The sequence below is a fragment of the Bartonella sp. HY761 genome (assembly GCF_026743145.1).
GTDB lineage: Bacteria > Pseudomonadota > Alphaproteobacteria > Rhizobiales > Rhizobiaceae > HY038.
The window spans coordinates 1,483,881-1,504,819 of record NZ_CP104887.1; the positions used below are offsets into that span (position 1 = coordinate 1,483,881).

17 protein-coding genes, 2 tRNA genes and 1 pseudogene are annotated in these 20,939 nt (G+C 38.2%); 11 read left to right on the top strand and 9 right to left on the bottom strand.

The window, feature by feature from the left end:
• Window positions 1-164: 164 nt before the first annotated feature.
• Window positions 165-240: transfer RNA gene (locus N6A79_RS06335), tRNA-Thr, on the top strand.
• A 197-nt stretch (window positions 241-437) separates the two neighbouring features.
• Here N6A79_RS06335 and N6A79_RS06340 read toward each other — a convergent pair.
• Complete coding sequence (locus N6A79_RS06340) at window positions 438-605, bottom strand: hypothetical protein (protein ID WP_268547414.1); 168 nt, start codon at window positions 603-605, stop codon at window positions 438-440.
• Window positions 593-823 (bottom strand): hypothetical protein, encoded by a 231-nt coding sequence (locus N6A79_RS06345; RefSeq protein ID WP_268547415.1) that lies wholly within the window; start codon window positions 821-823, stop codon window positions 593-595. The genes N6A79_RS06340 and N6A79_RS06345 overlap by 13 nt, the downstream gene beginning before the upstream one ends.
• 289 nt (window positions 824-1,112) lie before the next feature.
• On the opposite strand from N6A79_RS06345, the pseudogene N6A79_RS15890 reads away from it, so the two are divergent.
• A pseudogene (locus tag N6A79_RS15890) lies at window positions 1,113-1,187 on the top strand (hypothetical protein); the annotation flags it as partial.
• A gap of 90 nt (window positions 1,188-1,277) precedes the next feature.
• Here N6A79_RS15890 and N6A79_RS06350 read toward each other — a convergent pair.
• Window positions 1,278-2,543: a hypothetical protein gene (locus tag N6A79_RS06350; RefSeq protein WP_268547416.1), complete on the bottom strand. Its 1,266-nt coding sequence runs from the start codon at window positions 2,541-2,543 to the stop codon at window positions 1,278-1,280.
• A 110-nt stretch (window positions 2,544-2,653) separates the two neighbouring features.
• Between N6A79_RS06350 and N6A79_RS06355 the strand changes: the two genes are divergently transcribed.
• Together N6A79_RS06355 and N6A79_RS06360 are read left to right on the top strand one after the other, a co-directional pair.
• The gene (locus N6A79_RS06355; RefSeq protein ID WP_268547417.1) at window positions 2,654-2,827 is read left to right on the top strand and encodes a hypothetical protein; all 174 of its coding nucleotides are present in this window, start codon (window positions 2,654-2,656) and stop codon (window positions 2,825-2,827) included.
• Between the two features lie 48 nt (window positions 2,828-2,875).
• On the top strand, window positions 2,876-3,049 hold the full coding sequence (locus N6A79_RS06360) for a hypothetical protein (protein WP_268547418.1): 174 nt from the start codon (window positions 2,876-2,878) through the stop codon (window positions 3,047-3,049).
• A gap of 337 nt (window positions 3,050-3,386) precedes the next feature.
• On the opposite strand, the gene N6A79_RS06365 is transcribed toward N6A79_RS06360, so the two are convergent.
• On the bottom strand, window positions 3,387-3,881 hold the full coding sequence (locus tag N6A79_RS06365; RefSeq protein WP_262080373.1) for an Lrp/AsnC family transcriptional regulator: 495 nt from the start codon (window positions 3,879-3,881) through the stop codon (window positions 3,387-3,389).
• 657 nt (window positions 3,882-4,538) lie between these two features.
• Here N6A79_RS06365 and N6A79_RS06370 point away from each other — a divergent pair.
• Entirely contained in the window at window positions 4,539-5,033 is a 495-nt protein-coding gene (locus N6A79_RS06370; RefSeq protein WP_182419377.1) for a GlcG/HbpS family heme-binding protein, read from the top strand.
• Window positions 5,034-5,285: 252 nt separating this feature from the next.
• Window positions 5,286-5,933 carry an IS1595 family transposase gene (locus tag N6A79_RS06375; RefSeq protein WP_268547419.1) on the top strand — a complete coding sequence of 216 codons (648 nt, stop codon included), beginning with the start codon at window positions 5,286-5,288 and terminating at the stop codon, window positions 5,931-5,933.
• 633 nt (window positions 5,934-6,566) lie between these two features.
• Here the strand turns inward: N6A79_RS06375 and N6A79_RS06380 are convergent.
• Both N6A79_RS06380 and murJ read right to left on the bottom strand, forming a co-directional pair.
• Window positions 6,567-6,643, bottom strand: a tRNA-Ile gene (locus N6A79_RS06380).
• 264 nt (window positions 6,644-6,907) lie between these two features.
• Entirely contained in the window at window positions 6,908-8,476 is a 1,569-nt protein-coding gene (murJ, locus tag N6A79_RS06385) for a murein biosynthesis integral membrane protein MurJ (RefSeq protein ID WP_268547420.1), read from the bottom strand.
• Window positions 8,477-8,826: 350 nt separating this feature from the next.
• Between murJ and N6A79_RS06390 the strand changes: the two genes are divergently transcribed.
• Window positions 8,827-9,084 (top strand): hypothetical protein, encoded by a 258-nt coding sequence (locus N6A79_RS06390; protein ID WP_182419379.1) that lies wholly within the window; start codon window positions 8,827-8,829, stop codon window positions 9,082-9,084.
• A gap of 90 nt (window positions 9,085-9,174) precedes the next feature.
• Here N6A79_RS06390 and N6A79_RS06395 read toward each other — a convergent pair whose 3' ends face one another.
• A complete protein-coding gene (locus N6A79_RS06395) occupies window positions 9,175-10,281 on the bottom strand; it encodes an ABC transporter substrate-binding protein (RefSeq protein WP_268547552.1) in 1,107 nt (368 codons plus the stop codon).
• A gap of 563 nt (window positions 10,282-10,844) precedes the next feature.
• Window positions 10,845-13,412: a response regulator gene (locus tag N6A79_RS06400; RefSeq protein ID WP_268547421.1), complete on the bottom strand. Its 2,568-nt coding sequence runs from the start codon at window positions 13,410-13,412 to the stop codon at window positions 10,845-10,847.
• A 254-nt stretch (window positions 13,413-13,666) separates the two neighbouring features.
• On the opposite strand from N6A79_RS06400, the gene N6A79_RS06405 reads away from it, so the two are divergent.
• Entirely contained in the window at window positions 13,667-15,901 is a 2,235-nt protein-coding gene (locus N6A79_RS06405) for a flagellar biosynthetic protein FliO (protein WP_268547422.1), read from the top strand.
• Window positions 15,902-16,106: 205 nt separating this feature from the next.
• On the opposite strand, the gene N6A79_RS06410 is transcribed toward N6A79_RS06405, so the two are convergent.
• Window positions 16,107-17,261: a pyridoxal phosphate-dependent aminotransferase gene (locus N6A79_RS06410; protein ID WP_268547423.1), complete on the bottom strand. Its 1,155-nt coding sequence runs from the start codon at window positions 17,259-17,261 to the stop codon at window positions 16,107-16,109.
• 275 nt (window positions 17,262-17,536) lie between these two features.
• Here N6A79_RS06410 and N6A79_RS06415 point away from each other — a divergent pair, with 275 nt between their 5' ends.
• The 3 genes from N6A79_RS06415 to accB all read left to right on the top strand — a co-directional run bounded on the left by N6A79_RS06415 (window position 17,537) and on the right by accB (window position 20,927).
• Window positions 17,537-19,003 (top strand): M48 family metalloprotease, encoded by a 1,467-nt coding sequence (locus N6A79_RS06415; protein WP_262080381.1) that lies wholly within the window; start codon window positions 17,537-17,539, stop codon window positions 19,001-19,003.
• Window positions 19,004-19,166: 163 nt separating this feature from the next.
• On the top strand, window positions 19,167-20,048 hold the full coding sequence (locus N6A79_RS06420; protein WP_268547424.1) for a DsbA family protein: 882 nt from the start codon (window positions 19,167-19,169) through the stop codon (window positions 20,046-20,048).
• A 411-nt stretch (window positions 20,049-20,459) separates the two neighbouring features.
• Window positions 20,460-20,927 carry an acetyl-CoA carboxylase biotin carboxyl carrier protein gene (gene accB, locus N6A79_RS06425; protein ID WP_268547425.1) on the top strand — a complete coding sequence of 156 codons (468 nt, stop codon included), beginning with the start codon at window positions 20,460-20,462 and terminating at the stop codon, window positions 20,925-20,927.
• Window positions 20,928-20,939 lie beyond the last annotated feature (12 nt).

The window sequence follows — 20,939 nt, forward strand, 5'->3', positions numbered from 1 at the left end:
AAGTCGCCATTTAACTCATTACCATCAATACTCGGTCAAACATTGGTATTTTTGGATCAACTTATCCACAATCGTGAATTATTTTAAAAAAAATGCATATTTAAGTGTTTTTAGGCTTGCAAGTTTAGATCAATATGCTAAATGCATGTCAACGCAAACGCGTTGCCCTTATAGCTCAGTTGGTAGAGCACCTGATTTGTAATCAGGGGGTCGGGAGTTCGAGTCTCTCTGGGGGCACCATTTATCTTATTGATAATGCTAAACAATCCTTAAAAGTTAAAAACTGGAAATAGCAAGGTTAGATACTTTTTAAGTGAGGTTAAACATTTTTTTGCTTTGCATCTATTCACTTCTTGCTCTAAATTTACAATTACTGGCGTTGTTTTTTTGAAGCGTTTCACTGACCTTGAACAGTGTTGGGTCACGCCGGTTGTTCTCTACCCTAACATGTCTGCAATGGTGCGATCATCGTAACCTAATTCTGCTAATATGGTCGCAACTGTGTGGCGTAATCCTTTTAGTGTTAGCCCTGCTCCAATCAGCCCTTTTGGCTCAAGCATTAGCTTGATTGGTCGCCGAGAGGCAGGAAACCTTAAACAGTCCATGGCTTACCTTTACTATTTACATAAAGCATAGTTGTTTCGGTTTTTACCGTTTTAGAAATCTCGCGGGCAATCTGTGCAGGTAATGTAATCCATACAGCTTCGCCTGTCTTAGCGCGGCTAGTAGAAATCAGTCCTTCATTTATTGTAGATTTGGGTAGAAAGATCGCTTCTTTCGGGTCCAACCCGCAACAAATCATCAAAAAAATTGATAACCGCATATGCGTAGGCATTGCAGCTAAAACAGAGACACGCTCATTATTTAATCATGGGCGATTAGCATATGCCCCACCTTTTGCCCTTAGCTATAGGGATTATTAAGATGATAGTTGTTAAAGCCAATAGCGAAGCAAAGCATGATAGCGACAAACCAAGCCTTGACCTATTGCCAGTAGAGCCTTGTAAAAAATAGCAAAGATTTTAGCCTTTGGTACGCCAAAATATGGCGACAATAATTGGCGCAGCCAAGCAGATGGTGAGTTTGTATAAGGGCGGCTTTACGCTGCCGCGCTGCGACATCAATTTGCCTTTTGGAATGGTGAAGATTTAGACGCTAAATTTGCCCTACCCCACCTACCCCACGCCGCCTGCAATATCATCTTTTTGCTTGAATTTATGAACAATGGCAACGGCGTTTATGACCGTGTAAAAAAGGGGAAAAGTTGTGAGAAAATATTAGGGAATCTGCATAGTAATTATAATGTCGGTATTATCAGATTTTCGACCGCTCAAAGGCTCAATGTGACAACCTATAAATTGGCTAATCAGCGACCCCTCTGTGATAAATCTATCATCATAAAAGCATGGGCCATTAAACTTTTGCCCTGGCGGAAAACGCGTAAATCCATTTGTATGCGTGAATTGATCAACTTGTGGACTAGTTCCGAAAATACAGTGATTAAACGTGCTGGAGTTCTGGTAAACACCAGTATTACGCCAGTTACCAATATCAAACTTACAATAATTAAATGTGCAGTTAATAACTGTATGCTTAGGCGCATCGATAGTAAAATGTACTTCATTAAATATAAATCCGTTGTAAATAATATTATCTATATTGTGCCAAAGCAAATTTTCCACCTCCTTTAATACAGAGCAAATGGAACAGTAACCAACATTAATTTTTTTATTATTTATTTCACCGAAACGATTAATTACATCCAGTATCATGGCAAAGTAATAATAATCTTCTTCATAAGTTTTTATAGGTCCTGACTTTTCATTGTTTTTTGCTTTAAAATGCCAAATAAGAACTTGTGCCGCGCGCTCTGCAAATTTGCTTTTAGTTTCAATAATATGAGACAAACATGCTATGCCTGCCATTTTTTCAGCTTCGGTAGTGCCGTCTCCCAGCAATTTAGTACCATCAATAAGCAATTTTGCAATATTGTTATTTTGAGTTTCTATGAGGTTTTCTGTCGCCAAATCAAATTGTCTATTCGCCAACTCGAATTGACGATTACCCAAAATAATTTGATCTGCTGCAATTTTTGCTTGTTTGCTTTGAGCTTTTTCTTGGAGAGAATGAAGCGCGCCGCGCCACACCGCAATCATAAGTGTAAACAGAGCCAAAATGGCAATACAGACTTTAACAGCGTTATCATAACTGATTTCACTCAGCGTAAAACCAAAATGGTGCGAAGCTAATTCCGAAAGCTCATTATAGCAATGAAGCACAGAATAGAGTACTATCAAATAGCACAAAACAATAAATAGGCCAAACCAAATGGCTTTTAAATTACCAAGTCCGTCTTTAGTCTTTCCATCCCAATTTTGAACCTTTGTATAGATCAATTTGGCAATACGGTAACCTATAAAAATATAAATTACCCCAAGCATAACGAGCACAAAAAAGCCCCATGGACCAATACTCGTTGTCCAATGGTAAAACGGCAGCAATACGCTAAGGCCAAAAATACCACTTCCTATAAGTATGGTCATGAAGGTAGCAAACCCACTAAATATAGCCTATCTATTTTGCTTCGTGGCATTAGTTATTTCGTTCTCGCTCATGCTTTTCCCTCGCGTTTTGCACAAGGGAGATTGTTAGCATGAGTGGTTCAATAATCAATCCTTTTATTGATGAAGCAAATGACATAAAAATTGCCGATTGTGTGGCGGATTTTGGTTTGCCAACCAATTCCCGCAATGGTGAATATGCTGATCCCTGCCCGCAATTTAGTGGCAAGGATCGCTTTTCTTACAATATTCGTAAAGATGTTTGAAATTGCCGCGGCTCCAAAAAAGGCAAACTCATTCCGCTAAGTGGTTTTGTGTTTAAGCGTGATGGCTATTTCAAGCCGCGTTTTGAGTGCAAGCGTAGGGTGGTGGGTGAAGGCATTGAGACGGTGCTTGCTTTACGCCTTGCGGAAGGTTTGCGCATTGACACTATTTACGCAGCAAGTGGCAACCTTGGCAACTTATGCGGCCTTGTCCCATGTTGCTAAGATAGTTACCGACATGAATGCCGACCTTTATGCTTTTAAGATAGCTAGTGACACCATGTAATTTGTCCGCAAGGCTTTCCAACATGACAAGGCCCTTGCACATTAAGTTACTTAGCAAAAATTGGAATCAATAATGCATAGGATTTCCCTTGCCACCTCCAATATCTAATTGAGTATTAATCTAAGTTAGTTTTCTTGCAAAAAAGCAGACTCGTTATGCCACCCAAACTTTGTAACAATGCACTTATTTTACAATTTTCGACAAAGTCGGCAGGCGGATTATGAATTTAAAACCGCACGCCATAATTTTACATAGAGATATAGATAATTATTACACCTAATCAAAATCTCTCTTTCCTGTTTCCTTTTCTAAAACCATATAATCTAGCGGTAATTGCGTTGTGTACTTGATTTGCTCCATAGCAAAAGAGGAAGAAACATCACGAATTTCGATTTTGCTGATTAGCTTTTTATAAAAGTTGTCATAAGCACCAATATCAGGAACAACAACGCGAAGCAGATAATCAATATCGCCGCTCATCCGGTAAAATTCAACAACTTCTGGAAACTCACGAACCACTTCTGAGAAACGCTTCAGCCACTCATGAGAATGAGAGCCGGTGCGAATAGAAACAAATACCGTTACTTTGGTATTGACCTGTTCCGGATCGAGTATCGCTACCCTCCGTTGAATAACCCCATCTTCCTCAAGCTTTTGTATTCTACGCCAACAAGGGGTTGTCGAAAGACCCACTTTTTTTGCAACATCTGCTACTGCAAGAGTTGCATTTTCCTGTAAAAGACGTAATATTTTACGGTCCAACCGGTCCATTAGTTCCTCACAATTCTTATTGGAAAACAAATATACTGATTTGATTTCGCTTTATATTTTTATTCTGTTAGAAAAATATCTAACCAGGCCTGATACTTAAAATTGAGCCGAATAACAATTTTAGGATGGAATAAATATATTTTCAGCAAGTACATAATTCCAATTATATTTTATCAGAATTAATTCAAACTTTAAATCTAATCCTACACTCTAATTCCGTTCTAATTAGATTATTTTTCCAATATTTAAATAAATTATATAAAAAAAATTCAAAAATTACGTTTTTAAAAAAATCTCACCCCAAAAACACTAACCGAGCCTTCGTGTATAGTTATTACAATTGATTTTTAGAATATTTAATATTCATATGAAATTCATTGCGAAAAATATAAGCCGTTACTGCGAAAATTAAATGATATCCACTCTAAATATTACTTGATATCGTTTCATTTCAACTGGTTATGAAATATGACTGAAATGATCGCATTTTTGTCAAAACTTAGCCTAGAAATAGCACTAAATCGCAAGCTAAAAGCTAACCAATGCGATATTTGAAGAATCTTTTACTTTTCAAATATAATGAAATGGTGACAAAGCAATTTAATGCCCCTTTACACTCACAATTAAATTAAAATTTATTGCATTCTGGAGACACTAATGAAAGCCTTGCTAAAATTAGCAATATTATCTTGTTTAATTGCCCTGCCTTTACCTGCAATTGCAGAATACTCGATTTCAAACCTCGATATCAATGACGCCAAAAATATGATTAATACTGGAACAAGTGCAGCAGCTGAAGCAAAAGCAAATATTTGTATTGCTGTGGTTGATACATCTGGAATGTTAATTGCTTTTCAACGCATGGATAAGGCACCGCTTAGCTGCATTGACGCCGCAATTGCAAAAGCAAAATCTGCGGCTCTTTACCGTATAAAAACATCGGTAAATATGGATCGCGTCAATAGCGCTGAGCCTGCTATTGCAACCTTACCCAATTTGGTGCCTGTTGGCGGTGGCGTACCCGTACTTAATAATGATATAGTAGTCGGCGCGGTTGGTGTAAGCGGCGCAATACGCAATGTAGAAATTCAAATTGCTGAAAAAATTGCCAATACTTACACAAAATCCTTAACCCAAACCAATACTCAATAGTTGGTAATACGCGCTAAATTATTTTATTTAAAATATACATCTTAATCCAAAAGTACAATATTTTTTGTTGTGCTTTTGGTTTTTCACAATCAAATTAAAACGGCTATTTTTATAAATAGGAGCAGCCACCTAACTTTAGTAAGTTAAGGGCTGTCTAAGCATATAAACATTGTAATCAAACGAAATAAGCAGTCAATGCTTATAAAATATTTGGGGCTGTCCTAGATAACGTAAATTATCTAAGGTTAGCCCATGAGAAAAAGTCGTTTAAGTTGGTATAAGCAATGCAAGCTTATAGAATTATTTATAGCTGGCTCAACAGCGAGAACAGCAGCTGCCTTAGTTGGTGTTAACAAAACAACAGCTGCTTATTATTTTCATCGCCTTCGTTGCCTGATTTATCTTCATAGTGATCATTTGGAAATGTTTGAAGGTGAAGTTGAGGCTGACGAATCTTATTTTGGAGGAAGGCGCAAGGGGAAGCGTGGACGAGGAGCTTTGGGAAAAGTACCAGTATTTGGGCTTTTAAAGCGTGATGGCAAGGTTTATACGGTTCTAGTTCCCAATACTCGAGCCGTCACCTTAGTTCCTATTATTAAGGAACATGTCAAACCTGATGGCATAGTTTATACCGATACTTATCGCAGTTATGATGTTCTTGACGTTAGTGAGTTTACTCATTATCGTATTAATCATAGCAAATTATTTGCAGTTAAGCACAATCATATCAATGGAATTGAGAATTTTTGGAACCAAGCCAAGCGCCATTTACGTAAATTTAATGGCATTCCTCGAGAGCATTTTTATCTATTTTTGAAAGAATGTGAATGGCGTTTTAACAACAGCGGCCCAAAATTTCAATTTTTCCTTTTAAAACAATTAGTAAGAGATAGTTTATAACAATTATCTAGGACAGCCCCAAATATTTTGTTACTGGATCAACAGTTAGAACAGGTGCTGATTTGGACCTTATGCATCGTAATATAACTTGTACGGTTTTTCATAAATTGCACTGCACCATTGCCGTAGAGCAACAAGAACGTGCTGCACAATTGCTAAGTGAAATAAAATTAGAAGGGAGCTACTTTTGGGTTATCGCAAAGCTATGTACCCTCAAAGGGCTAGCCAGGTAAAGTTATAGTTTTTGGTATTGTTAAGCAAGATAGTCAAATTTACACAAATCATTTTGGACGCTAAAACCCATACCCTTATGCCTATAATTTCCCAGAAAATAGCACCTGACACCATTGATTGTAGGATTATTGGCGACGATTTGATATGTTTCAAAATTTAAATATTACCGTATTAATTACTCGCACATACTTGCTAATAAAAAAAATATATTAATGAAATTGAGGATGTTTGAACTGAGCCAAACAGCCTATAAGAAAGCTTAGGCAAGTTGCAAAAGAGTATTTCAATTTATTTTTGAAAGACCGTGAATGGCGCTTTAATATAGAAACACCTAAACAATTGCTAGATGACCTTAAAATCATCCCGAATTCACAATTTCAAGGGTATTTTTTAAAAAAATGGTGGGCCCGGAGGGACTCGAACCCCCAACCAAGCGGTTATGAGCCGCCGACTCTAACCAATTGAGCTACAGGCCCCACGCAGGACAGTTCCTAAAGGAATGTTTCACTATATACAAGTACTTTTTTTAGTTTTTCCAATTTTTATTTTAAGTCACATTTTACATGATTGTTAATTATGATTGAGTTGGAAACGCAAATATATGAGAGGGTAAATTCGACCATAGCAATTATCTAATTTGGGGATGCAGTTGCTAGTCATAATAAGTCTCATAGTGCTTTAGTTTTAGTACTTAATATCTTTTAGCAATTACATTTAAGAGTAATTTATATTTCAAGGAGTTATTCTGTTTTTTTCCGTTTCAAACTGCGTTTTAGGATAGATAGACTGGCACCACCAATCGTAAAAACAGTAGTGAAATATATAACCATCGCACCAAGGACTAACCCAATAACTGTCATGGTGCGGGTAATTAATGATGCTTCAACCGATAATGGATATTGCAAATATTGAATAGAAAAATATAAAATTACAGCCATAATAAGTGATGCAATAATTAAACGGGGCACTCGTTTTAATAGTTGACTATCCCTGCTCCAATGCCCTCTTTTAATAAGTGTTGCGAGCAAAAGTATAGCATTAACCCATCCAGCTACAATCTCAGCAATAGCTATTCCCTTTGCTGAAAGATAGGGGAATAGTGTAATTGCGATAGCAATATTGACTGCAACTGAAATACCAGCAAAAATCATTGGTGTTTTAGTATCTTCACGGGCAAAAAATCCTGGAATAAAAGCTTTTATCAATACAAATGCTGGCAGACCAAGCCCGTAAATGGCAATGATTGAAGCAACAGTTAGGGTAGCAGTTGCATCAAATTGTCCTCGTTGAAATAATAGGCGTACAATGGGCTCTGACATTACAAGGAAAGCTGCTGCGGCTGGCAGAGTTAAAAACAAAGTAAATTCAACAGATCTATTTTGTAAATTGCTTGCTTCAACCATATTTTTAGCGCGCAATGCCCTTGATAGCTCTGGCAAAAGAACCGTTGCAACAGCAATGCCAACAACGCCAAGAGGTAATTGATAAAGACGATCAGCATAAACAAGTGATGATACCGCTCCAGATTGGCTTGATGCGATATTGGTATTGATAAGCAAATTAATTTGGGTGATGCCGCCAGTAATAGCCGCAGGTAGCGCTAATACGAGTAAGCGACGTACATTCGGTGTGAATTTAGGGATGCGCAATGTGATCTTCATTCCAGCGTTATAGACGGCTACCCATACAATAAATAATTGCACCAAACCTGAAACCAATACCCCCCAAGAAATATAGACACCAACATGCCAAACATCGAGCTTTGCAAACCATGCATATGCCAAAACGCCAATCAGAATAATATTGAGGAAAACCGGTGCAATAGCTGCAGCAAAATAACGATGAAGTGAATTGAGCATACCGCCCATCATTGCCGCCAATGACATACATGCAAGGTAAGGAAACATGATGGTGGCAAGGCGTACGGTTGCATCGTATTTTTGTGGGTCGCTTGTAAAGCCAGGTGCAATAACATAGGAAACAAGCAGCGGCATTGAAAGTTCCATTGCTATTGTTAAAACAATTAGGATGGAAAATAAAACACCAAAGACCTCTTCAGAAAACTTACGAGCACTTTCCATGCCCTCTTCCTCGATTTGTTTCGAAAACAAAGGGACAAAAGCGGAATTAAATGCACCTTCTGCGAAAAGACGACGAAACGTGTTAGGAAAACGAAATGCGGCGTTAAACGCATCGGCAACAGGGCCAGTTCCAACGGCTGCGGCCATGAGCATTTCACGTATAAACCCAAAAATACGGCTCATTAATGTGCCAGACGCAACGGTTGCAAACTTCTTTAAAAGACTCATTTTACTGCTTTTCAATGACTGCGCCGCAAATAGCATTATAAATAAGCGGCTTTTTGCCTTAGGCTTAACCTTAAACTACGAAGCAAACAAGTCTAACAATACCGAATTAAAAAAATCTATATACTTTTTTTGATGGTAAAAACTGATCGGATAGGGATTGGCAAGCCGCGGTACCATCATCACATAATTCTTATCTTATTTCACTTGTTTATTGATGAAATTGGATTAAATTTTATGGGAATAACGAATGTTAAAGAATAGCATATACATAATTATGTGATTTTGTCGACGAATAAACTTTACTTATTAAAATTAGAAAATTTTCAACAATATGTAGTTAGGGAAATAAAATGGTTGAGCATAAATCCAATGAACAAAAAATTAAAATAATTGACGTCGAAAAACTAGAAGAACAAGATGATAATCTTGATGGTCCAATTGATACCGTTGATATTTTTGATGAGGTAGCAGAAGGCGGATCGCCGCGATATGATGGTAATCGTCGTAAGTATCTAGATGATCTGGATAACCCACTTGATAATGAAGACACCGATATTATAAATGAAAATATGTATGAAAGCGAACCTGATGAAGATGAGGAAGAATAAGAAGTTGCTTATTGACAAATAACATATCAGTTCGCGAAAAGATCTATTTTAAAAATATAGCGCCCCTAAAAATATAGGGGCGCTATAAATTTATTCTACCGGTACAATTTTACCGTTTTCCCATTTATATAGAGAAAATGTTTTTGATGTCATGTCACCACGCTCACCATAGGTGATCTCGCCAATAGCTGTCGGGATTGGTTCTCCAGAATGAAGCACATCTGCAACTGCTTGCGCATCATCCGCACTTCCTGCCTTTTCAATGCCAAATGCAATGACTTGCACTGCGGCATAACCGTTCATAGTAAAGGCTTCTGTAGGAATTTTATTGGCGCTGAGCGCTTCTAACGCATCTTTTGCTAATGGATTTTTCGAAGAATCTGCCGGATTTGTGAAGATCGTTCCTTCAACAGCATCACCCGCAATAGCTCCTAATCCTGAAGTATTAAGACCATCGCCACCGATCATGATTGCCTTTACCCCCTGCTCACGCATTTGGCGTAAAAGAAGACCTGCTTCAGGATGATAACCACCAAAATAAACATAATCGACATTATCAGCCTTTAGGCGGCTAACAATGACATTATAATCACGCTCGCCAGGTGTGATTGATCCATAATAGCTTTCGGTTATACCACCAGCGTTCAAAGTCTTTTTAAACGAATCCGCAAGACCTTTACCATAAGTAGCCTTATCATGGATGATTGCAATATTTTTTCCCTTCCAGTGCGCAAGTGCATATTCAGCAGCAAAATCTGCTTGCTGGTCATCTCGCCCAATCGTTCTAAAAACATTCCACATATTTCGTGCAGATAGTTCAGGTGTTGTTGATGACGGAGTAACCATCAAAATATCATTATTTTCTAAAATAGTTGATACAGGCATTGCAGAGTTGGATGTTACTGGTCCAACAACATAAAGAATACCTTCACTGGCAATTTGGTTGGCTACCGAAATGCCTTGTTTCGGCTCTGCTGCATCGTCAAAAATCTTTAAAACAAGCTTTTCACCGTTAACGCCGCCTTTTTTATTAATTTCATCAATTGCGATACGAGTACCGTTGCTAGCCTGTACGCCATAAGCTGCCACTGGACCTGTTACAGGACCAATAAAGCCAATGGTAATATCAGCAAAGGCTTTGGGTGCAAAAAAACAGCTGGAAAGAAGTACAGCTGAAAGAACGGATTTCATAGATATACGCATATATGATACTCCCAGATTAAAAAATAAGTATGTGCTCAAGTAATATGTTATTATTAAATAAGCGCAAAGCATAGGAAAATAAAATTATAAGTCAGTTTTCATGTGATTAAAACCCTTAGATTTAATATAATATAGGATCCCCAAAACTGAATATAATTGTTTTTATCCAATACCTAAGGCAGGACCTATTAATTTGAATGAAATGATATGAGCAATTTTTTTAAAACCCAAAGATTAAATGTGTGCAGCGCCGCAAAAAACGTTAGTATTTTTAGGCTCTTCGACAAAGTCATCGCGAAAATTTAACATATCCTGATAGGACACAAAAACTGCCGTAGTTTACTGCGGAGAAAAGCTCAAATGGGTATACCACCCATTTGAGCTTTTCTCCGCTTTATATTAAAAATTGTATATTTTGTTGTATATTTGGGCTTATTTCTTTAAATGAATAAGTCTTGATTTTAGTTATGCCTATGTTTGATGTAATTAATTATTACCCAATGCTACAGCATAATAAAAACGAAAAAACAAATTTTCCAACTTCCAGCCACCTAAAACTAGTTTAGATCTTCCTGTAATACTTCCTTAACTGCTGTTGCTAGTTGTTTTAATGAAAATGGTTTTGGCAAGAATGTAAAATTCGCATCATCTGGAAGATTTTTGGCAAAAGCGTCTTCTGCATAACCCGATACAAAAATAAATTTGATATAAGGATATTTTTTTTGCAAAACACGTAACAGACTTGGTCCATCCATTTCTGGCATTACCACATCAGAAACGACAATATCGATTTTTCCATTACATTCTTCAATAACTTCGAGCGCCTCGACACCAGTTGCGGCCTCATATACTGTATATCCGCGTGACTGAAGTGCTTTAACCCCACCTTTTCGAACTGCATCTTCATCTTCGACTAATAAGACTGTAGCAGAACCTGAAAGGTCGACGGATTTATATTCGATTGCTTTGGATTCAAGCTTTTTAGGTTCTTCTTCTGTACCAATCGCCGGAATATAACGCGGTAATAAAATGCTAAATTTAGTACCAAGACCAATTTCAGAGGCGCAGAAAACATAACCGCCCGTCTGGCTAATAATACCATAAACCATCGATAAACCTAATCCTGTACCTTTGCCAAGTTCTTTTGTTGTAAAAAATGGATCAAAGATTTTTTCAAGAATTTCACTAGGAATGCCGGTTCCAGTATCGCTTATCTCGACAAGAACATAATCTTGCTCAACCGGTATTGGGTGATCATAGGGAAATAATTGCGATGCAGGTAAATTAGATGTTTTAATAGTTAAAATTCCGCCCTCTGGCATGGCATCACGCGCATTGGTAGTAAGGTTCATAAAAACCCGTTCCAATTCGGCAAGATCGCCCTTGATTGGCCATATATCACGACCATGCTCAACTACCAACTTAATGGTACTACCAATGAGGCGATCTCCTAGCAATCTAAAATCAGATAAAACATCGGTTAAATCGAGAACTTCGGGGCGAAGAGTTTGACGGCGTGAGAAAGCCAAAAGCTTTTGCACTAATGCAGCAGCACGATCCGCATTATTCTTAATGTTCATAATATCGGGATGAGATGGGTCAGAGCTACGATGACTAAGCAATAATAGATCGCAAGACATAGTAATTGCAGTAAGCACATTGTTAAAATCATGTGCAATACCGCCAGCTAACTGACCTACCGCTTGCATTTTTTGCCCATGTTCCACCTGCTGTTCCAATGCACGTTGTTCAGCAATTTCAACAACCGACACAATAAATAAAGGCTCAGTACCATAGGTGGTAATTGGTAATTGACTAAAATATAATCGAATATACCCATCTTCACGATTTACTAATGACGTATCTAAATAAGCAATATTTTGAGCACCTGAAATTGTATGACTTAAAATCTGTTTCAAGCGTACTTGCTCGCGAGGGTGAATAATCGACACTAGATTTAACCCTGCGCTATTTTCCCCCAACTGTGGTATCGATTTCAAAAATTGCTGATTATAATTAACGATTGCTCCATGAGAATCAATGATTGCCATGGCAATAGGATTTACAGCAAAAACATCTAATGGTTGTTCGACCAGATAGTTGCGGTTTTCGATTTCTACTGAGGTAGGCGTTGGAAGAGTATTATCACTCATCAACTTGCTGCGTAAGATTAAAAATGCCCTTTTATTCTCGCTTTTAATTGTATCGGCTATAGTCGCCATGTACATAGTAACCGCAATGTGGCCACCAGACGAATTGGATAATTCTAAATCAAAAGTTAAATTTTCAGCATTTGAATTAGCTAAAGCTTCTTTGATATTGGCAAAAACCTCGTTACCGATAAAATTAATGAGATTTAAGTCTTGCAGCGGGAATTGTGCTATATCAACAGCTAACCACTTAGCAAGAGTGGTATTCATATATTTTATTTGGCCGTTATCGTCAAAAGATATAAAACCAGCAGGAGAATTATCAAGATGATAAATCGCCTCTTGCAAGTCCTCAAATAGGCTTTCCTGACGATCGCGCAAATTTGTAAAATCAGCAATATTCCAAATAATAAAGCGTTCGCCTTCAACCTCCATAGGGCTTACATTTACACCGTAAACAAAGCTTTTCGTTTGTTCGTCTTTTTTTCCCAAGCCGCCAGAAATACGCAACTCTTCATAGGCGCTCTTATCTGATTGCGCGGCAAGGTTGAGCTTATAGATTATCTGTGTGGCCTTTTCATTTTTACTAAACAAGACTTCAGGTGTATAAGATTGTGGTCCTGCCAATTGGCGATAAGCTGAGTTCATATAGCGAATCGTTCCCACATTATCGGTAATTACAACCGCATCAGGCATATGATCTAACATCTTTACAACTGAACTTTTACGCGGATCTGCGGTAGTAAACCGGCACACTCCTAGGGTGGTACAAAGTAAAAAAAACAAACCTATTGCTGAAAATGCACATAAAACCGCAAGTAAAATTTGCGGGTCTAACTTCATTTCATACGCATAATAAGCACTGCCACAACCAACAAGAATAAGAAGCACCGACGTGATCCTACCAAATATCACCCAGCCGTTTCTACCATGATCTTCCGATGACCCGTTAGCATTTTCGTCCCGTGACATCATATAACCCTTTTACTTAAAGCACACACATATTGAAGTTATGTTCAATCATAATGCAGCCAATGGTGCAAATCCAGATTGCTAATATAACTATTTTAAAAAGAAAATGGCTGTGGATGCTTCCAGAATAAAAGCATTTTTTTCCATTTCCATCTGTTAACGTTTCCTTTAATATGTCAAAACCATTAATAAATTTATTTTCTTTAACGGGTGTTGATATTTAATCATCAGGGGACCCGCGACTTTAGGAACGGAGAATGGACATGAATGCTTGGCTGACTACACAGATAGGCGCTGAGGCTGCCAATATTGTCAGCTATATAGCGTTATTTGTTGCTGCTATTATAGTTTTATGGTTAATAATTATGATTATAAAGCGCTTCACAAGAGGTACCTATGTTGTGGGTGGCAAAAATCGTGAAGCTCGTTTATCTGTTCGTGATGCTGCGCCTATTGATAGTAAACGCCGACTTGTTCTTATAAAAAGAGATAATGTGGAGCATTTGATTCTTATTGGTGGGCCAATAGATCTTGTTATTGAAACAAATATATCAAAATTTTCATTGCCATCCGACAATTCCTCCGAAATTTTAAGTTTTGACAACCTTGGAGATGAGCCAAATCAGGTGATGTCAGATATTTTCCCTGCCTCAACATCTAGTGCCAATATGTCAGTAACTGCTGGTGCACCTGGGCAATCTTCTGGCCAGAAACAGGAAAAACAAAAACTTTCTGGATTTGATAATATTAATTCAAATATAGAGAGCAATATTGAAAAACTGCAATCCAATACTCCTAATGACGGCATAAGCGGTGTGAGTAGCTATACCTCGCCCAAACTAGAAGTTGCAAAAGCATCACAATCTGATTCGAACACAGCCATCGATGTTGCGACTAATCAAGATAGCAAGGTTGATGCGCTAAGTTCATCAAGAAATGATCCAACCTCTATAGAAGAAATAGCATCACCTAAACTCAATGAAGAAAATGATAATTGGGAGGCAGAGGAAACTGTCTTCGATGAGGAAACGCCATCAATTCATTCACATGATAGCCAAGGTGATGAAGTAAATTTTGAAGCTGCAGATAAAACAGCTTATGACGAAAAAATCCAAAGTGATGAACTGCAAGAACGAAAATTCGAAGCAGACGCAGAACAGTCATTTGCACCTCAAGAAAAAAATGACGATAGTGCTCCCATCAAAAATAAGCTAAGCAATACAGTCGTCGCAACTAATGAAGTTAACACAAGCATTGCATCATTTAAGTCCGCTTCAACTGACAAAGCCATCAAAGATGCAAATAATAGTGAACAGACTAGCTTTAAGAAGGTAAGTGATTCTACTCAGTCAGATCCAGTAGCTTCTGGATATACATCATTGCGCAGCGGTTTAAAGCGACCAACAGGTCATGAGGTCAAAGAGCAGCCATCGAAACAATTTTTACGCGGTGAAACTTCTCATCAAAAGAACCAAGACAATCCCTTTGGTACTCCAAAGCCAATCAATCCTTACAAAGTAATGAAAGCTGCAGGGGTATTTCGCGGTAGTAATGTCAACTTTAATGCAACTATTAGCAACGCGCCAATTAATAAAGGCACTACAGCTAGCGATAAAAGTAAATTATCCTCCAATAATGATGATAGTCGCAACATTCAACAAAGGTTTGCGACACCCGCTTCATTAAACAACGTGGAAACAACGGTTTCTACAAACAAAAATGAGCAAGTATCTGAAGAAAAAATTCAAGAACATAAAGGCGTGACAGGGGCACACGTTTCCGCAGTAGATACGCCATCAGTTAAACCTTTAGAGCAAGACGAAAAGAATTTTGATAAAAATACGAGCAAAAATGCCACCCAGCCTAAAAATACTTCTGGTAACGCAGCTAGCAATATCGGTAGCACAAATCCTGTAAATAGAGGACAAGCTGAAAACTCACCGATGCAAGGCTTTTTGCCAACAGACAAAGCAAGATCCTCACAAGAACGTCCTATAGCGCAACGCAGTGTTCCGCAAGGAATGTTACGCCCGCCACTTATGGCAAAACCCCGCAATGCTGCTGTTACGTCTGTGGATAGCCAGCTAAAGAAAGTTTCAGGTTTGGACGCCGCATTAGATAATGCAACCAAATTATCTCAATCTTCAACAATGGCAAAGGCGACTGAAAGCAAAAAGCCAACTTCAGTAAATACTGATACTGACACTGAAAGTAGAAAACCTCTGCCTCGCTCCCAAAATAATATTGCGACTGACAATGGTCAGATATCGAATGATAAACTGCAAGCAAGCAAGGATAATGTTAAAAATAAAAATGTAAATTTGCAAAAATTTTCATTACAGCTCCTTGAACCGCAGCATATTCTAGACAAGCCCAGTCGCAATGAGCAGATTATTGACACTACAGCTTCAAAAACTGCTTCACAAATGACTGATGAAGATGAATTTGATCGTAGGTTGAAGAACGAGCTAGATCAACCAGAACAGAAATAATATTGAAATTGAAGAATATGATATAAAGTCTTAAGCCTGTTTTAATTCATTTTTTTTAGTTTACTGGGTAAATTTGGTTTATGTCACTTATTTATAGGAATGTCATTTTAGCCTTTTAATATAAAGCCAAATCCATTTTTATTTTATAAATTGGATTTGGCTTTATTATAAGTAAAAGCCACCAGGGCTTTAAACTTCTGATATGTTATCGGTGCAAAAATGCCTCAATACGGTCTAATGCAATAGCTACGCGCTTAGGATCTCCAGCATAAGAAAAACGTAAAGCCTTATGCCCCATAATTGGATCGAAATCCTGCCCTGGGGTAACAGCAACTAATGTTTCAGCTAATATTTTTTTAGCAAAAATCATACTGTTATTGGTATATTGTGAACAATCACAATAGGCGTAAAATGCACCATCTAATGGAGCCAGAAGATTTAAACCTAAATGCGGTAAACGGTTTCCAAGCAGATTGCGACTTATTTGATATTGAGCTTTAACATCTTCAAGCTCTTTTGTTACACCAAATGCTGCAATAGCAGCTTTTTGAGATAGTTCTGGTGCAGAAATATATAGGCTTTGTGCAATTCTTTCAATCGAACGTACCGCATATTGGGGCAAAACCATCCAGCCTATACGCCAACCCGTCATGCAATAATATTTGGAAAATGAATTAATAATGGTCACATTATCACTAAATGATAGAGCTGTAATGTCTGGACCTGAATAGTTTAAGCGGTGGTAGATTTCATCTGAGATAATATGGATATTATGGTCTGCAGCTGCGGTCACAATTTGTTTTAACTGGTCTGCATTTAGAGAGGCACCCGTAGGATTGGCGGGTGATGCAAATAATACTGCTTTTAAAGGGGTCTTTTTATGGGCCTCCAGCAAAGCATCAGCGGTTAATACGCCACCATTATTCTTATCGACTTCAATTTCGATAACATTGATTCCCAGCGCCTTCATAATGTTACGATAAGCTGGATATCCTGGTCGTGTAATTGCAACATTATCCCCAACATCAAAATAGCTTAAAAATGCTAAATTAAATGCTGCTGACGACCCAGTCGTAATTGCAATACGTTCAAAACTTATATTAACTCCGTGATGGGAATTATAATAATCAGCTATCGCCTGCCGTAAGGATCTAAGCCCTAATGAATCAGTATAGCCAATATGACCATCTATCAATGCAGCATTGGCAGCTTCCAATACTGCTTTAGGTGCCGGCGCGGAAGGTTGGCCAACTGCTAACGAAATAACATCATTGCCCTGCCCTTTGAGTTTATTGGCAGCCGCTAAGATATCCATTGCGTAAAATGGTTCAACATCTCCGCGTTCTGAAAGAAACCGCAATTTTATTCTCCAGCTTTTAAATGCTTAACATAATTATAATTTAATAGATTAGCACTATTTATATAATAATGATTGATCGACTTTATGATCTAGGATTGCAATTATCAAGCATGCATCGCTAAAGCAATTCTTTATTGCTTCACTTAATAATATTGCCCTATAATCGCCTGATTAATATGACTTTTATTAATAAAGTAAATTAAAAGTGTAAAAACTATCAGCTTTGATAAAGAGTGAATTTTATATCGAGCTGTTTTTATGAGGTTTTCCAATTTATGAATACAGCAAAGAACAGTCAATATAAGCTTTGGCACAAGTTGCGTGCGATCTTATATCTAGCAGGAAACAGCAATTATTTTCAATATTTCGATTCTAAAAAATTACTAAAAACCTTTATAGCCATAGCATTGGTTTTAAGCAATTTTTCTACCAATGCATCAGCGCAAGGGCGTAGTATCTCATTGGTTCGAGATGCTGAAATTGAAGCATTGGTGCGTGATTATGCCCGCCCATTATTAAAGGCGGCGGGTCTTCGTCCAGATGTTGAAGTAATTCTGGTTAACGATATGAGTTTTAATGCATTTGTTGATGGCGTACGCATATTTGTTAATGTCGGTGCCCTCATGCAGTCAGAAACACCGAATGAAATCATCGGGGTTATAGCGCATGAGATCGGCCATCTCGCCGGTGGTCACCAGCATCGACTACGTGAACAAATGAAACGCGCGCAGACTATGGCCGTAATTGGTATGCTCGTTGGTATTGGTGCCGGCGTTGCTGGAAGTTCAACTGGAAATAGTGATGCCGGCGCTGCTGGTGGTGCAATTGCTATGGGCAGTAGTGATGTAGCAATGCGCACTCTTATGGCCTATCAACGGGGTGAAGAAAGTGCTGCAGATCGCTCTGCAATTAATTATCTTAATAAGACACAGCAATCTGCGAAAGGCATGCTTACTACTTTTGACCGATTAGGCCGATCACTTAATCTATCTGGATCACGGATCGATCCTTATCGTAGTAGTCACCCATTGCCACCAGAGCGCATCGCAGCTATCCAAACACTAGCTAAGCAAAGCCCATATTTTGAAAAGAAAGATCCAGCAGAGTTACAGCTTCGCCATGACATGGCGAGGGCAAAAATAGCTGGCAATATGGGACGTACGTCAGAATTACGACGTATGTTTGCTGCTAATCCTCGCTCATTACCGGCTCGCTACGGCGATACAATTATCGCAGTTGCCAATGCGCGTCCACAAGACGGCGTGACAAAAGCAAAAGCATTATTGAAAGAACAGCCACAAAATGCCTATTTTCAAGAATTATTAGGGGATGCACTATTGCGTGCCAATGATGCACAAGGAGCGGCTGAAGCCTATAAGCGTGCAAGTTCCCTTGATAAAAGTCGTTCTAGCCTGTTGCGTATCAATTATGGACGTGCACTACTTGCTACCAATAAACCGAGCAATCTCACTCTTGCAATAAGCGAGATCAAATCTGGATTGCGGAATGAGCCATCTTTTGCCTCTGGATACGGTGTTTTAGCGCAGGCCTATGGCAGGCAAGGGCAAACTGGACTGGCTGATCTTGCAACAGCCGACATGTATTATTATGGTAGCGAGTATAAGCAAGCAAGAATCTTCGCAGTTCGTGCACAGCGTAGTCTTAAACCGAACTCAGCAGAATGGTTACGTGCCCAAGATATTTTAACCACAACAGAAAATCGCAAAGATAAAGACAAATAGTTTTTACTTGTAACAGCAATAGGTTTTGCTCTATTTAATTATAGTTCAAAATAGATGTTACAATAACAAACATTGCAGATTGTTAGCTTTTAAGACTAAAATTCATTGCAATAAATACCGCTTAATTAAATACAAATCCGTATTACAGGGGATTGAATAAATTATGAATAAGGCACTAAAGCAATTGAAACTAAAGGGAATTTTAAGTCTTGGTCTTATTGCCTCCCTTGCATTTTCCAGCTTATCTCCTGCTATGGCACAAAATGCTTTACAAAAATCGGATCTTGCTACAGTGAAGAAAGAAATTCTTTCTGATCCGTTATTTTTAAGCCATTTACGCGATAAATTATCTGCTAGTAACTTAGATGATGATCATATCCGTAGTGTTGTAAAAAAATATCTCATTGAAAATCCAGAAATAATGTTGGAAGTTCAGCAAGCCTTAATTGAGCAACAATCAGGTAACGCAAAAGAGCGCGCGCCTGAAGTGACAGCGCAAATCATTAATAGCAATTTCGAACAAATTTTTAAGTCAGCAGATGACATTGTTTTAGGTAATCCTAATGGTGATGTGACCATTGTTGAATTTTATGATTATAATTGTGGCTACTGCAAGCGCTCATTTGAGGAAGTTGAAAAGCTTTTAAAGCAAGATAAAAATATCCGCTTTGTAATGAAGGATCTACCAATTTTGGGTAATGATTCTGTCCAAGCACACCTTGTTGCGCAAGTGATGCGGCAAAAATATCCTGATAAATATCAAGAATTTCATCTAAAAATGATGACACTCGATGCTAAGGCAACAGAAGAGAGTGCGCTCGAAGTTGCTAAATCTTTAGGTGCCGATGTTACCGAAATTAAGTCAATAGCTAGCGGTGCAATGCCTGCAGAAACACTTATTAAAAATGGTGAGATTGCAGCACAACTAGGCATTAATTTTACGCCTTGCTTTGTCATTGGCACGCAGATGATTACGGGCGCCACTGATAAGGATACCTTAGAATCGGTAGTTTCAGGAATTAGAGCTGAAGCAAACAAGGGATAAGTGAGTATTGAGGTAAGCCATGAATTTTGCGAACTAAAATTCATGGCTTATATTTAACAATAAGCAATGAATTACCTATATAATAATCTATAATATATATGAATATCTCATGCCTTGTTGATCCATGTTTTCTATAAATTAGTGATACAGTCCAAACTAATATAAAAATAGAGCAAAAGGAATTATTCGACTTTGCCTATTGACGAAAAATCCATAAAATAGCTATTACAGTGTTTATAGAACGCATATTTTACGCGAAAACAGAGAATATGGATAAAACGATAAGAAAAAGTAGAATTTTTGCTTTTTCTTGTCATCAATTCCCTCTATAAGGCGAATTATACATTGCTGCCAAAAGGCATGGTAGGGAACTAAATTATACAGTCCCTATCGCAAGGAGCTTAGATAAAAATGACAACAGATAAAAAGACCGGCTTTAACACAGATCTAATTCGTGATTTGGCTGAAATTTTGAATGATACCAATCTTTCAGATATTGAACTTGAGCAGGATGATTTACGCATTCGTGTTTCAAGAACTATTGGCGGTGGCATTGCAGCACAACCGGTTTATGCAGCCCCAGCAGGCGTTCCTAATATGGTAGCGCCACAAGTTGCAGCCGCACCAACTGTCGAAACGGTAAGCAAAAACGCGGTTCCCTCTCCAATGGTTGGCACGGCTTATCTTTCCCCTGCCCCAGGCGCGCGCACATTTGTTGAAGTTGGTCAACAAGTTAGCGAAGGACAAACTTTGCTCATTGTTGAAGCAATGAAAACCATGAATCCTATTTCATCACCACGCGCTGGAACAGTAAAAGCAATTTTGGTTGAAGATGCACAACCAGTTGAATTTGGTGAGCCTTTAGTTGTTGTTGAATAAACAGGCGTATAG